The sequence below is a fragment of the Cupriavidus sp. GW822-FHT03E04 genome (assembly GCF_058801495.1).
This window is the reverse complement of record NZ_JBXANI010000001.1, coordinates 109,062-122,331: the sequence shown is the minus strand read 5'-3', so window position 1 is coordinate 122,331 and position 13,270 is coordinate 109,062. Positions and strand designations below refer to the sequence as shown.

Genomic DNA, 13,270 nt, shown 5'->3' with positions numbered 1-13,270 from the left:
ATCAGGGGGTAGTGGCCCTGCTTTGCGGCCAACTATCCCCTTCTCCCACGGGCGGTACAGGGGAGCAAACCGGCAGCCGGCTAGATTACTTGCGATCCTTGATCGGCACGAACTTGAGGTTTTCCGGCCCGGTGTAGTTGGCGCTGGGGCGGATGATCTTGTTGTCGATGCGTTGCTCGATGATATGCGCAGCCCAGCCCGAGGTGCGCGCGATCACGAACAGCGGGGTGAACATGGCGGTGGGCACGCCCATCATGTGATAGCTCACCGCGCTGAACCAGTCCAGGTTGGGGAACATCTTCTTGGCGTCCCACATGGTGGTTTCCAGGCGCTCGGCGATGTCGAACATCTTCATCGAGCCGGCATCCTTGGACAGGCGCCGCGCCACTTCCTTGATCACCTGGTTGCGCGGATCGCCGGTGGTGTACACCGGGTGGCCGAAGCCGATCACCACTTCCTTGTTCTCCACGCGGCGCGAGATGTCGATATGCGCCTCGTCCGGGCTGTCGTAGCGCTTCTGGATCTCGAACGCCACTTCGTTGGCGCCGCCGTGCTTGGGGCCGCGCAGCGCGCCGATGGCGCCGCAGATCGACGAGTACATGTCCGAGCCCGTGCCGGCGATCACGCGGCCGGCGAAGGTGGAAGCGTTAAACTCGTGCTCGGCGTACAGGTTGAGCGAGGTCTGCATGGCGCGCTCCCACAGTGTGGACGGCTTCTGGCCGTGCAGCAGGTGCAGGAAGTGCGCGCCGATGGTGTCGTCGTCGGTCTCGACTTCGATGCGCCGGCCGTTATGGCTGTAGTGGTACCAGTACAGCAGCATGGAGCCCAGGCTGGCCATCAGGCGGTCGGCGATGTCGCGCGCGCCGGGGGTGTTGTGGTCGTCCTTTTCCGGCAGCACGGTGCCGAGCACGGACACGCCGGTGCGCATCACGTCCATCGGGTGGGCGCTGGCGGGCACCCATTCGAGGGCGGCCTTGACGTTGGCGGGCAGGCCGCGCAGGGCCTTGAGCTTGGCCTTGTAGGCAGCCAGTTCGGCGCGGGTGGGGAGCTTGCCGTGCACCAGCAGGTGGGCGATTTCCTCGAATTCGCAGGTCTCGGCGATGTCGAGGATGTCGTAGCCACGGTAGTGCAGGTCGTTGCCGGTACGGCCGACCGTGCACAGCGCGGTATTGCCGGCGGTCACGCCCGACAGGGCGACGGATTTCTTCGGCTTCGGGGCGGCTAGCGGTTGCGCTTCGGACATGGGGGAGTCTCCTTGGGGTTGCTGTGCTCGTGTGCTCGTGTGCTGTTCGGGTGCTGCTGATGTGCTTACTTGGCCTTGCCCTGGGCAAACAGGGCGTCCAGTTTTTGCTCATAGGCGTGATAGCCGATGCTTTCGTACAGCTCGGCGCGCGTCTGCATGGTATCGACCACGTTCTGCTGCGTGCCGTCGCGGCGGATTGCAGCGTACACGTTTTCGGCGGCCTTGTTCATGGCGCGGAAGGCCGACAGCGGGTAGAGGACCATCGACACGCCGGCACTGCCCAGTTCCTCGGTGGTGAACAGCGGCGTAGCGCCAAATTCGGTGATGTTCGCCAGCACCGGCACCTTCACGGCGTCAACGAACTTGCGGTACATGGCCAGGTCGGTCATGGCTTCCGGGAAGATGGCGTCGGCGCCGGCTTCCACGCAGGCCACGGCCCGCTCGATGGCCTTGTCCAGGCCTTCCACGGCCAGCGCGTCGGTGCGGGCCATGATGACGAAGTTCTCATCGGTACGGGCATCGACGGCCGCCTTGATGCGGTCGACCATTTCTCCCTGCGAGACGATTTCCTTGCCCGGGCGGTGGCCGCAGCGCTTGGCGCCGACCTGGTCTTCGATATGCATTGCGCCCGCGCCGAACTTGATCAGCGACTTGGTGGTGCGCGCCACGTTGAAGGCGGAGGCGCCAAAGCCGGTGTCCACGTCGACCAGCAGCGGCACGTCGCACACGTCGGTGATGCGGCGGATATCGGTCAGCACGTCGTCCAGGTTGGAGATGCCCAGGTCCGGCAGGCCGAGTGAGCCCGCGGCCACGCCGCCGCCAGACAGGTAGATGGCGCGGTAGCCCGCGCGCTTGGCCAGCAGGGCATGGTTGGCATTGATCGTGCCGACGACCTGCAGGGGATGCTCATCGGCCAGGGCCTGGCGGAAGCGGGCGCCGGCGGAGCGGGCGAGGTCGGAAGTGGAGAAGGTCATGATCATCGCTTTAGGAGTGGACCGCTGATAAGCGCAAGGGGTGTGCCAGCCTGTTTTTGGCTGCGCGTCGGGCTTTGCGCAGGAGCGCGGGCGTAGGGCGGTGCCCTTGCCAGGCCTGGGCTGGCGGCGATTCCCGAGGCTTCGTGGCCGGCCCCCATGTTGCGTCGCTGATGTGTGATGAATTTCAAAAATGAAAGAACTGCATTTCAATATTGAAATGCAATCCGTGGGGGCGCACAATCTCAAGATTAGCGCCATCCGGCGTATCTGCAGCGTTTTCCGTCTCCATGCAATCCGGCATCCTCCCGCCCATTCCCCCCTCCGGCTCTGCCACGCCGGCTCGCCCGCGGATCTGGGCGATCGGCATCAGCCGCCTGTCCCGGGCCTTTGCCGACCTGATCCCGGCCTACGCCGCGCAGGCCGAGTTCCGCATCGTGGGCAAAGGCTATGCGGCCGCCGCCAGCGCCATCGCCCGGGAAGCGCGCGAGGGCAGGCTCGATGCCGTGGTGGCGGGCGGCTCCAATGGCGCCTACCTGCGCCAGCACGTCGATGTGCCCGTGGTGCTGGTCAAGGTGACCGGCTTCGATGTCATGAGCGCGCTGGCGACGGCGCGGCGCATCTCGCCGAAGGTGGCGTTGGTGACACACGCCGCCACCTATCCGGAGGTGGACGAATTCGTGCGGTCTTTTTCGCTGTCCATCCCGGCCTACACGTACCTGACCGAGGACGATGCCGCCGCCCGCGTGAAGGCCCTCAAGCAAGAGGGCGTGAAGGTGGTGGTAGGGCCGGGCATGGTGACCGACCTGGCGGACAAGATCGGCCTGATCGGCGTGTTCCTGTACTCAGGCAATTCGGTGCGGGGTGCGCTGGAGGATGTGATCGATGCGGCTCGCTTGCGCCGCATCGAGTCCGGCCGGCGCGACTACGTCAACACCATCCTGGCTCACCTGAACGAAGGCGTGGCCGCGGTCGACGCGGACGGGCGCATCCAGACCTACAACCCGGCCATGGAGCGTTTTCTCGGCACGGCGCCGGCCGCTGCGCTGGGCCGCAAGCTGCAAGCGCTGGCCCCCGCGCTTTCGCTCGACGGCGTGATGCAAAGCGGCAGCAAGGAGCTCGAAGCCATCCACAAGCTTGGCGACAAGATGGTGGTGGTCAACCGCATCCCCATCGTCACCGAGAGCGGAGCCACCGGCGCGGTGCTGACGCTGCAGGATGCCAATGCCATCCATCGGGTCGACCGCAGCCTGCGCTCGCGCAGCCGCGCGCGCCCGGCTGGCGTGCGCTACAGCCTGGACGACCTCGCTGGCGCATCCCCGGCCATGCATCACCTGCGCGAACTGGCGCGGCGCTATGCGGCGGTGGATTCCACCGTGCTGGTGGGCGGTGAAAGCGGCACCGGCAAGGAGGTGCTGGCCCAGGGCATGCACGACGCCAGCCCGCGCCGCGTATTTCCGTTCGTGGCGGTCAATTGCGCGGCGTTCCCCGAGACCCTGCTGGAAAGCGAGCTGTTCGGCTACGAAGAGGGCGCCTTTACCGGCGCACGCCGCGGCGGCAAGGCGGGCTTGTTCGAGTCCGCCCACAATGGCACGCTGTTCCTGGACGAGGTGGGCGATATGCCGCCCGCGCTGCAGACCCGTTTGCTGCGCGTGCTGCAGGAAAAGCAGGTACTGCCGATCGGCGGCCTGGATGCCGTGCCGGTTAACGTGCGGGTGATCGCCGCCACGCACCGCAACCTGGGCGAACTGGTCCGGCAGGGCAGCTTCCGCCAGGATCTCTATTACCGCCTCAATATCCTGCGCATCGAGATGCCGCCGCTGCGCGAGCGCGCCGGCGACTTGCCCGAGCTGGCGGAACTGCTGTACCGCCGTGCCCAGGAACGCCTGGGGCAGCCGGCGCCACAGCCGCTGCCGCAAGCGGTGCGGGCGAGGCTGGCGGGCTATGCCTGGCCGGGCAATATCCGCGAACTGGAAAACGTGACCGAACGCATTGCCGTGCTGGTGGCGGGGCGCAAGCTGGCACCCCGGGATTTGCTCGCGGAATTGCAGGCGGCGGCGCCGGAGTTATTTGGCACGGAGCCGCAGGGCGATCCTGCGCCGCTGGCTAGCGGCTTGCGCAGCGCGGGAGGTACGGGAGGTGACGATTCGACTGAGGCCGGCTCGCTCGCGGGCGTGGCACGCGTCAGTCAGGCCGAGCATATCCGGCGCGTGCTGGCGCAATGCGGGGGCAACCGCGCCGCCGCCTGTCATCAGTTGGGCATCAGCGCCACGACCCTGTGGCGGCGCCTGAAAGAGGCGCCGTAGCCGTGTCACGGCTGCGCCGCGTGCCGTGACACGACGGGCTGCGGCGTCAGCCCCTTGGCCGCCAGCCAGTCCGCATTGAACAGGCGCCCGGCATACAGGTCGCCGCGGTCGCACAGCAGGGTAACGATGGTGTGGCCCGGCCCCATCTCGCGGGCCAGCCAGGCCGCCGCCGCCACGTTGATGCCGGACGAACCACCCACCCATAAGCCTTCCTCGCGCAGCAGCCGGTAAACCATGTCGACGCAAGCCTGGTCGTCGATCCGGACCGCATCGTCGATCGGGGTGTCCGCCAGGTTGGCCGTGACGCGGCTGGAGCCGATCCCCTCGGTGATGGAGTTGCCCTTGGCCTTGACCTCGCGGTGCTTGACGAAGTCATACAGCCCGCTGCCGTGCGGATCGGCCAGCACGATGCGCACGGGCGGGTTGCGCTCCTTCTCCTTCAGGAAACGCGCGACGCCGGCCAGCGTGCCGCCAGTGCCGGTGGCACAGACAAAGGCATCAACCTTGCCGGCGGTGTCGTGCCAGATTTCCGGACCAGTGGTTTCGTAGTGCGCCTGGCGGTTGGCCAGGTTGTCGAACTGGTTCGCCCAGATGGCGTTTTCCGTCTCCTGGGCCAGGCGTCCGGCCACCCTCTGGTAGTTGTTGGGGTCGGCGTAGGGCGCTGCGGGCACCGGGTGCACCTCGGCGCCGAGCAGCCGCAGGCGGTCCATTTTTTCCGGGGATTGGGTGTCGGGGATCACCACGATGCAGCGGTAGCCGCGCGCGGCGCAGAGATGCGCCAGGCCGATGCCGGTATTGCCGGCGGTGCCTTCCACCACGGTTCCGCCGGGCTTGAGCGCGCCGCGCCGCTCGGCGTCGCGGATGATGTAGAGCGCCGCCCGGTCCTTGACCGAGCCGCCCGGATTCAGGAACTCAGCCTTGCCGAGGATTTCGCAGCCGGTCTCCTCGCTCAAGCCTGCCAGCCGGATCAGCGGTGTATGGCCGATGGTGCCGACGAACCCATCCTTGACGTCCATGATGCACTCCGGGTGTTGCGCTCCGGATGTGTTGGAGCGTCACTCAAAGTGATAGATCGGCGTTGGGGGAATGACAAGGCGTGCCGGGAAACCCGCATCGCGGACGGGTTCGGCTTCAGCTGGAAAAGCGGGCTTTGCGCTACTTTGGGATGGCGGCACCAGGGTGGCCGTCAGGCAGCGTTCAGCCACCGGAAATTGATGTCGCCCTCAAGAAATTCCTGTCGGGTGGCGTGAAAGTCACGCACATATTCGCTGTTGAGGTGCGATTCCAGCGCATGCCTGGAATTCCACTCCATATAGAGCACAAACACCTCGGCATCCTCGGCGTCTTCTCCCACGTGGTAGCGCAGGCAGCCGGGTTCCATGGCGCCGCGCAGGCGCAGTGCGGCCAGCTTGGCAACCAGGACCTCACGGCGGTGAGCCTTGGCGCGCGCAATTCCGACAAGCGTGTACGTTGTGGACATGGTGTGAACGGCAAGCGTGTGGCGCGCCATTGTAGCCGTGTGGCGGGGCCCTGGGCGGAATGTCCGAGGGCATTGGCCGGATAATTTAGACGGGTTGACAAGTCCCCGCCTGGGCGATAGCGGTGTGGCCAGCGGTCCCTGCAGGGGCCGGCTGGCAATCCATCGCCCCGCTAGTCCTGCCGTGCCTGCCGTGTGATGACCTGCCCGTTGCGCGCGCCGCTGTGCGCGCCGTGCTGCCAGGTAATGGCGCCGTTGACGATCACGGTGTCGATGCCTTCGGCCGGGCGGGTGGGGGTTTCGTAGCTGGCGGCATCGCGCACGTTCTCGGCATTGAAGACGACGATATCGGCATGGTGGCCCACCTCCAGCGTGCCGCGTTGATGCAGGCCGAAGTTGCGCGCCGTCAGCCCGGTCATCTTCCAGACCGCCGTTTCGAGCGGGAACAGCCCGATCTCGCGGCAATAGTGGCCGAGTACGCGTGGGAAGGTGCCCCACAGGCGCGGATGCGGGCTTGCGCCAACGGGAATGCCGTCGGAGCCGATCATGGTGTCGTTGAAGGCGAGGATGCGCTGGACGTCGTTTTCGTCCATCAGGAAGTAGACCGCGCTGCCGGGCTGCAGGCGGCGCGCCGCCTCGTCCTTGGCCACGCCCCATTCCCTGGCGATGTCGTCGAGATCGCGGCCCGCGCATTCGGGGTGCGGCTGGCTGGCGGAGATCAGCACGCGGCCTTCGAGCATGCCGCGGTCGGTGCGGATCATGGTGGAGCCGGCCGTGTACGGGTAGCAGTCGAGCGAGACGCACTGGTGCTTCATGGTTTCACGGATGAATGGCAGCGTGACCTGGCTCCTGCCGAAGTTCGCCGTGTTCTGCACCTTGTGGTGCGACACCACCACCGGCACGTCGAGCTCGCGGCCAATGCGGAAGGTCTCTTCCAGTGACTGCATGACATGGTCGGACTCGTCGCGCATATGCGTCACGTACAGCGCCTTGCGCGCGCTGAGTGGCCGGCAGACCTCGATGATTTCCTCGGTCGTTGCCTTGGCGGCGGGCGGGTAGAAGGTGCCGGTCGACAGGCCGATCGCGCCGGCCTGCATAGCCTCCTCGACCAGCGCCTGCATGGCGGCGATCTCTTCGGCGTTCGCTGGCCGGTCCAGCGCCGGCATGGTGACTGCGCGCAAGGTCGAATGCCCGACCATCGCCGCCACGTTGACGGAGCTTGGCGTGGCGCGCAGCGCATCGAGGTAAGCCGCGAAGGTGGTGAAGCGCCCCTCGGCCGGCGAGTCGATCAGGCTCAGCGGCATGGGCAGGTCCATGTCCGCGCGCAACGGGGCGGCGCTGATGCCGCAGTTGCCGGCGATCACGGTGGTGACGCCCTGCGAGACCTTGAAGGGCATGGTGGCCTGCGACAGCACGGCCTGGTCGTCATGCGTGTGCGCATCGATGAAGCCGGGGGAGACGATCTGGCCCGCCGCGTCCAGCGTGCGGTCGGCCGTGTGCCCGGTCAGGTTGCCGATCGCCGCGATGCGGCCGCCGCGCACGCCGATATCGGCGGCAAAGCGGGGGGCCTTGCTGCCGTCGATCACGGTGCCGCCAGAGATCAGCAGGTCGTAGTGCGTGGAATCAGGGTTGGACATCGGGTTCCTTTTTTTGGTTTGCAGCGAGTCGGTCAGCGGGGCAGCGGGTCAGCGGAAGTGGCAGGCTACCTGATGCCCACCGCCGGCGGAGGGCCGTTCGGTGAGGGCGGGTGACTGTTCCTTGCATACGGCTTGCGCCAGCGGGCAGCGCGTGTGAAAGCGGCAGCCCGACGGCGGGTTGGCCGGGCTCGGCGGGTCGCCTTGCAGCAGCAGGCGCCGGGCCGGCGTGCGCGGATTGGGCACTGGCACCGCGGACAGCAGGATCTCCGTGTACGGGTGGCGCGGCGCGCTGAACAAGGTGTCGCGGTCGGCTAGCTCCACGATCTGGCCGAGGTACATCACAGCGACCCGGTGGCTGATATGGCGCACCACGGCAAGATCGTGCGCGACGAACAGGTAGGCGATGCCGAGTTCGGCCTGCAGGTCCATCAGCAGGTTGACCACCTGCGCCTGCACCGAGACGTCGAGCGCCGACACCGGCTCGTCGCAAACGATCAGCTTGGGGTTAAGCGCGAGCGCGCGCGCGATGCCCAGCCGCTGCCGCTGGCCGCCCGAGAATTCGTGCGGGAATTTCTTGGCCGCCTCCGGGCGCAGCCCGACCTTGCTGAACAGCCACTGCACGCGTTCGCTGCGCTCGGCACGCGAATGCATGCCGAAATTGCGCAGCGGCTCGCTGACGAGCTCGCCAGCCGTCAGGCGCGGGCTTAGCGAAGCGTAGGGGTCCTGGAAGATGATCTGCAGATCCCGCCGGCGCAGGCGCATGGCGTTTGCCGACAGGCCCAGCAGCTCCTCGCCATCGAGCTGCACCGAGCCGGAGGTGGGCTCGACCAGGCGCAGCACCGACTTGGCGGTGGTGGTCTTGCCGCAGCCGGATTCGCCGACCAGCGAGAGCGTCTCGCCGCGCTCGACGGTGAAGGACACGCCGTCCACCGCCTGGATGGGCGGCTTGCGCGGTGCCAGCCAGCGCTGCGGCGCGAGGTAGTGCTTCTTGAGCCGGTCGACCTTGAGCAGGGGTAAAGGCGAGGCAGTGGGGGTGCTCATGCAATGGCTTCCTGGGCTGGCTGGTTGTATTCGATGCGGCCTTCCTCGATCGCGAAGCAGGCCACCGCATGCTCTGTGCCGTGGCGCGTGAGCTGCGGGATCTCTCGCGCGCAGCGCGTGTCGGCATGCGGGCAGCGCGCCGCGAACGCGCAGCCGCGGCGTGCTTCCTGCGGCGATGGCACCAGCCCGGGGATTTCGGCCAGGCGCTGGCTGCTGGTATTCATCGAAGGCATCGAGGCCATCAGCGCGCGGGTGTAGGGGTGCAGCGGGCGGTCAAACAGGTCGATGACGCTGGCTTCCTCGACCTTGCGCCCGGCGTACATCACGATCACGCGGTCGCAGCATTCCGCCACCACGCCGAGGTCGTGCGTGATCATCACCACTCCCATGCCCAGCTCTTTCTGCAGGCGGCGGATCAGGTCCAGGATCTGGGCCTGGATGGTCACGTCGAGCGCGGTGGTGGGCTCGTCGGCGATCAGCACTTCGGGGTTGCAGGCCAGCGCCAGCGCGATCATCACGCGCTGGCGCATGCCGCCGGAGAGCTGGTGCGGGTATTCGTTGACGCGGCGCTCGGGCTCGGGGATCTGCACCAGCCGCAGCATTTCCACCGCGCGCTTCAGCGCATCGGCACGGCTTGCACCTTGGTGCAGCTGCACCGTCTCGGCAATCTGCCGGCCGATCGTGAGCACCGGGTTCAGCGAGGTCATCGGCTCCTGGAAGATCATCGAGACGCGGTTGCCGCGGATGCGGCGCATCTCGCGCTCGCTGAGTTGCAGCAGGTCGGTGCCGCGCAGCCGCACGGCGCCGCGGATACGTGCCGGCGGCGTGGGCAGCAGCCGCATGACCGACAGCGCGGTCACGCTCTTGCCGCAGCCGGACTCGCCGACCACGCCAAGCGTCTGGCCGGCGCGCACGGTGTACGAGACGCCGTTGACCGAGCGGGCCGGGCCGGTGAGCGTGTCGAAATGGGTGTGCAGGTCGTCCACCTCGAGCAGCGGCTCGCCGGTGGCCAGGGCAACGCGGGACATTGTCGTCATTGGTGAGCGCCCTTTCAGAGTTGCCGCGCCAGGCGCGGATCGAGCGCGTCTCGCAAGCCGTCGCCCAGCAGGTTGATCGCCAGCACCGTCGCGGCCAGCAGGATGCCGGGGTAAAGGATGATATGGAACGCCACCGCCACGAAGTTGCGGCCCTCGGCCATCATGTTGCCCCAGCTCGGTGTCTGCCCGGGCACGCCGACGCCGAGAAAGGACAGGGCCGCTTCCGTCAGCACGGCGGCGGCGGCCACGAAGGTGGCCTGCACGATCAGCGGCGCCACCATATTGGGCACCACATGGCGCGCCAGGATCACCGGCAGGCGGGTGCCCACCGCATGCGCCGCCTCGACGTAGAGCTGCTCGCGCAGCGTGAGCGCCAGCGAGCGCACCAGCCGCACCACGCGCGGGACCTCGGGGATGGTGATGGCGACGATCACGGCCGTGAGGCTGGCCTGCGTGACGGCCATCAGCGCGATCGCCAGCAAGATGCCGGGGATGGCCATCAAGCCGTCCATCACGCGCATCACGAAGGAATCGGCCCAGCGCACGAAGCCCGCGGCGAGGCCGAGCAGCACGCCGAATACGGTCGCAAGCAGGCCGACCGAAAGGCCGACGACCATTGAGACGCGCCCGCCCCAGACCGCGCGGCTGAACACATCGCGGCCCAGCGCGTCGGTGCCGAACCAGTGCTCGGCCGAGGGCGGCTGCATGCGCGCCAGCGGATCGATATCCTGGGGATCGAAGGTGGCGATCCAGGGCGCGCCGATGGAGAGCGCGGCAATCGCGGCCAGCAATAGCGCGCCGACGATCAGCGTGGGGTGCTTGCGCGCCCAGTGCCAGCGCGGCAGCACAAACGGGGTGTCCTGAGGCACCGCCGCGCTGGGGGCGGCGCCATCGGTCACGGGCAGGGAGGTGGACATTGTGGCAGGTCTCGCGGCAAGGATGGGATTGGTACCGGATGTCAGTACTTGATGCGCGGATCGAACAGGCGGTAGCTCAGGTCGATCATCAGGTTGATCAGCACGTAGACGCCGGCCGAGATCAACAGCACGCTCTGGATCACCGGGTAATCGTGGCGCTGCACCGAGTCGACCACCAGGCGGCCGACGCCGGGAATCGCGAACACGGTCTCGGTGACGACCACGCCGCCGATCAGCAGCGCGATGCCCATGCCGATGGTGGTGGCGATCGGGATTGCCGCGTTGCGCAGCGCATGGCCCAGCACCGGCAGCACGCCCAGGCCTTTGGCACGCGCTGTGCGGATGTAGTCCTCGTGCAGCACCTCAAGCACGGTGGCGCGCGTCATGCGCGTTACCAGCGCGATATAGACCAGCGCCAGGTTGACGCAGGGCAGGACCAGGCTGCGCAGCCATTCGCCGATGCCGTCGGCCAAGCGCGCATAACCCTGCACCGGAAACCACGGCAGTTGGATGGCGAAGGCGTAGACCAGCAGGTAGCCCACCAGGAACACCGGCAGCGAGAACGCCAGCACCGCGAACAGCATCACCAGCCGGTCGATCCAGCTGCCGGCGCGGTAGGCCGCAAGCGTGCCCAGCGGCACCGCGACCAGCAAGGTCAGCAGCATGGTCAGCGCGGCGATGGAGGCCGTGGGTTCCAGCCGCTGCGCCAGCAACCGGGCCACCGGCACCTGGGTGAAGATCGAGGTGCCGAGATCGCCGGTGGCGAGCCGGCCGAGCCACAGCACGAACTGCCGCCACAGCGGCAGGTCCAGGCCCAGCGCGCCACGCAGTCTGGCGATGTCGTCGACCGTGGCAAGGTCGCCCGCGATCAGTGCAGCCGGGTCGCCCGGCGACAAGTGGATCAGCAGGAATACCACGGTGGCGACCACTGCCATCACGGGTAGCGTCGCGGCCAGGCGTCGGAGCAGGTAGCCCATCGTTGTGTCTCCTCGGTGGGTCGTTCTTCGTTTTTCGTTCGTCGTTCGTCGTTTCTACTTGTCGAGCATCCAGACCGTGGGCATGCCGGCCCACAGCTTGTCGACGCCCTTGAGGCTGGCGCGCGCCGCGAAGGCCGCAGAGTACTGGCCGGCGTTCACATAGGGCACGGCCTCATAGGCGCGCTTCTGGAAGGCATCGAGCAATTCCTTGCGCTTGGCCGGCACGGTCTCGCGGATCCAGGCGGTGCGTAGCGCATCGAGCGGCTTGTCGCAGGGCCAGCCCGGTAGGCTGTTGCCGCAGGCGGCACTGAGGTAGGCGTTGGTGATCGGCGAATTCGAATCGAACTCGCCCGCCACCGTCACGTACATGCTCCAGCCACCGGCCTCGGGCGCATCGCGCTTGGCGCGGCGCGCCCCGATGGATGCCCAGTCCATGTTCTGCATGTCCACGTTCATGCCCATGCTGCGCATGGTCTGCGCTGCCATCAGGGCCTCGGCGTTGAGCTGGGGCACGTCGGTCGGCACCAGCACCACCACCTTCTCGCCCTTGTAGCCGGCCGCGCCGAGCAACTGCTTGGCGCGCGCCAGGTCGGCCTTGCGGTACGGCTCGGCGCCGGCCGTCGTATCGTTGGGGCCGCCGCAGATGAAATAGGTGGCGCAGTAGTTCATGCGCATATCCAGGGGATAGCCCATGGCCGCTGTGAAGCGCTCCTGGCTCACCGCCTGCAGGAAGGCCTGGCGGACCTTCGGGTTATTGAAGGGCGGATGGAGCTGGTTCATCACCAGCACACCCTGGTAGGCGCCGCCCGAGCCGATCTTGACGCTGGTGTCGGCACGCAGCGGGGCGATGTAGTCCGGCGGCACCTGCTCCACCAGGTCGACCTCGCCGCGCTTGAGCGCCGCGATGGCGCTGTTGGCATCCGGCAGGTAGAGCCATTCCACGCGGTCAAACTGGCTCTTCTTGCTGCCGGCGAGACCGCTTGCCGGTTCGCTGCGCGCGACGTAGTTCGGGTTGCGCACGAAGACCGCCTTGTTGCCCGGTACCCATTCGTCGCGCTTGAAGACGAAGGGGCCGGAGCCCATCACCTCGGGCAGCGGCGCGGTGGCGGGCATCCTGGCCAGGCGCTCCGGCAGGATCACCGGCGGAAAGCCCGATGGCTTGGCCAGCGCATCGAGCACCATGCCAAAGGGCTCCTTGAGCGTGAGCGTGAAACTGCGCGCGTCGAGCGCCTTCCATTCGGCGCCAGCGTCACCCATGGCGCGGCCCAGGCTGTCGCGCGCGCCCCAGCGCTGCAGCGATGCGACGGCGTCGGCCGCGGTGACCGCGCTGCCATCCGAGAACTTGAGGCCGGGGCGCAGGGTGAAGCTCCACTGCTTGCCGTCCTTGGAGCTGCTGTACTTCTCCACCATCTGCGGTTGCGGCTTGCCGCTCGCGTCCTGCGCGAACAACGTGTCGTAAACCATGTAGCCGAAGTTGCGCGTGATGTAGGCGGTGGTGAAGGTCGGGTCGAGGATCTTCAGGTCGGCATGGGCCACGACCTTGAGCGTCTTGGTCTGCGCCAGCACGGGAAGGCTGACGCTGGCCAGGGCGAGCGCGCTCGCCGCGAGAGCGGTGCGCAGGGTGGGATTCGGTTTCATGGGCGTGTCTCCGTTCTTGTTGTCGT

The 13,270-nt window shown here is 67.4% G+C and carries 11 protein-coding genes; 1 reads left to right on the top strand and 10 read right to left on the bottom strand.

Features of this window, described 5'->3' with window-relative positions; translation table 11 throughout:
* Positions 1–85: 85 nt before the first annotated feature.
* On the bottom strand, positions 86–1,243 hold the full coding sequence (gene prpC / locus AC1RQC_RS00555; protein ID WP_492882262.1) for a bifunctional 2-methylcitrate synthase/citrate synthase: 1,158 nt from the start codon (positions 1,241–1,243) through the stop codon (positions 86–88).
* A gap of 65 nt (positions 1,244–1,308) precedes the next feature.
* The gene (gene prpB, locus AC1RQC_RS00550; protein WP_006163986.1) at positions 1,309–2,217 is read right to left on the bottom strand and encodes a methylisocitrate lyase; all 909 of its coding nucleotides are present in this window, start codon (positions 2,215–2,217) and stop codon (positions 1,309–1,311) included.
* Between the two features lie 287 nt (positions 2,218–2,504).
* Between prpB and prpR the strand changes: the two genes are divergently transcribed.
* On the top strand, positions 2,505–4,520 hold the full coding sequence (gene prpR / locus AC1RQC_RS00545; RefSeq protein ID WP_492882261.1) for a propionate catabolism operon regulatory protein PrpR: 2,016 nt from the start codon (positions 2,505–2,507) through the stop codon (positions 4,518–4,520).
* 5 nt (positions 4,521–4,525) lie between these two features.
* Here prpR and AC1RQC_RS00540 read toward each other — a convergent pair whose 3' ends face one another.
* The 8 genes from AC1RQC_RS00540 to AC1RQC_RS00505 form a co-directional block, all read right to left on the bottom strand.
* Complete coding sequence (locus AC1RQC_RS00540) at positions 4,526–5,536, bottom strand: cysteine synthase A (protein ID WP_477133949.1); 1,011 nt, start codon at positions 5,534–5,536, stop codon at positions 4,526–4,528.
* Positions 5,537–5,706: 170 nt separating this feature from the next.
* On the bottom strand, positions 5,707–6,030 hold the full coding sequence (locus tag AC1RQC_RS00535) for a putative quinol monooxygenase (protein WP_253931705.1): 324 nt from the start codon (positions 6,028–6,030) through the stop codon (positions 5,707–5,709).
* A 140-nt stretch (positions 6,031–6,170) separates the two neighbouring features.
* Positions 6,171–7,634: an N-acyl-D-amino-acid deacylase family protein gene (locus AC1RQC_RS00530; RefSeq protein WP_492829897.1), complete on the bottom strand. Its 1,464-nt coding sequence runs from the start codon at positions 7,632–7,634 to the stop codon at positions 6,171–6,173.
* Between the two features lie 48 nt (positions 7,635–7,682).
* Complete coding sequence (locus AC1RQC_RS00525; RefSeq protein ID WP_492882260.1) at positions 7,683–8,675, bottom strand: ABC transporter ATP-binding protein; 993 nt, start codon at positions 8,673–8,675, stop codon at positions 7,683–7,685.
* The gene (locus tag AC1RQC_RS00520; RefSeq protein WP_492374550.1) at positions 8,672–9,712 is read right to left on the bottom strand and encodes an ABC transporter ATP-binding protein; all 1,041 of its coding nucleotides are present in this window, start codon (positions 9,710–9,712) and stop codon (positions 8,672–8,674) included. Before AC1RQC_RS00520 ends, AC1RQC_RS00525 begins: the two co-directional genes overlap by 4 nt.
* Before the next feature lie 14 nt (positions 9,713–9,726).
* Positions 9,727–10,629 (bottom strand): ABC transporter permease, encoded by a 903-nt coding sequence (locus AC1RQC_RS00515; protein WP_416048690.1) that lies wholly within the window; start codon positions 10,627–10,629, stop codon positions 9,727–9,729.
* Positions 10,630–10,670: 41 nt separating this feature from the next.
* Entirely contained in the window at positions 10,671–11,606 is a 936-nt protein-coding gene (locus AC1RQC_RS00510; RefSeq protein WP_492374552.1) for an ABC transporter permease, read from the bottom strand.
* 54 nt (positions 11,607–11,660) lie between these two features.
* Positions 11,661–13,244, bottom strand: coding sequence for an ABC transporter substrate-binding protein (locus AC1RQC_RS00505; RefSeq protein WP_492374553.1), 1,584 nt, complete (start codon positions 13,242–13,244; stop codon positions 11,661–11,663).
* Positions 13,245–13,270 lie beyond the last annotated feature (26 nt).

What these genes read in the sequence shown, in the direction of transcription:
- prpC (WP_492882262.1), bottom strand. Translation starts at nt 1,243, where the DNA reads ATGTCCGAAGCGCAACCGCTAGCCGCCCCGAAGCCGAAGAAATCCGTC.
- prpB (WP_006163986.1), bottom strand. Translation starts at nt 2,217, where the DNA reads ATGACCTTCTCCACTTCCGACCTCGCCCGCTCCGCCGGCGCCCGCTTC.
- prpR (WP_492882261.1), top strand. Translation starts at nt 2,505, where the DNA reads ATGCAATCCGGCATCCTCCCGCCCATTCCCCCCTCCGGCTCTGCCACG.
- AC1RQC_RS00540 (WP_477133949.1), bottom strand. Translation starts at nt 5,536, where the DNA reads ATGGACGTCAAGGATGGGTTCGTCGGCACCATCGGCCATACACCGCTG.
- AC1RQC_RS00535 (WP_253931705.1), bottom strand. Translation starts at nt 6,030, where the DNA reads ATGGCGCGCCACACGCTTGCCGTTCACACCATGTCCACAACGTACACG.
- AC1RQC_RS00530 (WP_492829897.1), bottom strand. Translation starts at nt 7,634, where the DNA reads ATGTCCAACCCTGATTCCACGCACTACGACCTGCTGATCTCTGGCGGC.
- AC1RQC_RS00525 (WP_492882260.1), bottom strand. Translation starts at nt 8,675, where the DNA reads ATGAGCACCCCCACTGCCTCGCCTTTACCCCTGCTCAAGGTCGACCGG.
- AC1RQC_RS00520 (WP_492374550.1), bottom strand. Translation starts at nt 9,712, where the DNA reads ATGACGACAATGTCCCGCGTTGCCCTGGCCACCGGCGAGCCGCTGCTC.
- AC1RQC_RS00515 (WP_416048690.1), bottom strand. Translation starts at nt 10,629, where the DNA reads ATGTCCACCTCCCTGCCCGTGACCGATGGCGCCGCCCCCAGCGCGGCG.
- AC1RQC_RS00510 (WP_492374552.1), bottom strand. Translation starts at nt 11,606, where the DNA reads ATGGGCTACCTGCTCCGACGCCTGGCCGCGACGCTACCCGTGATGGCA.
- AC1RQC_RS00505 (WP_492374553.1), bottom strand. Translation starts at nt 13,244, where the DNA reads ATGAAACCGAATCCCACCCTGCGCACCGCTCTCGCGGCGAGCGCGCTC.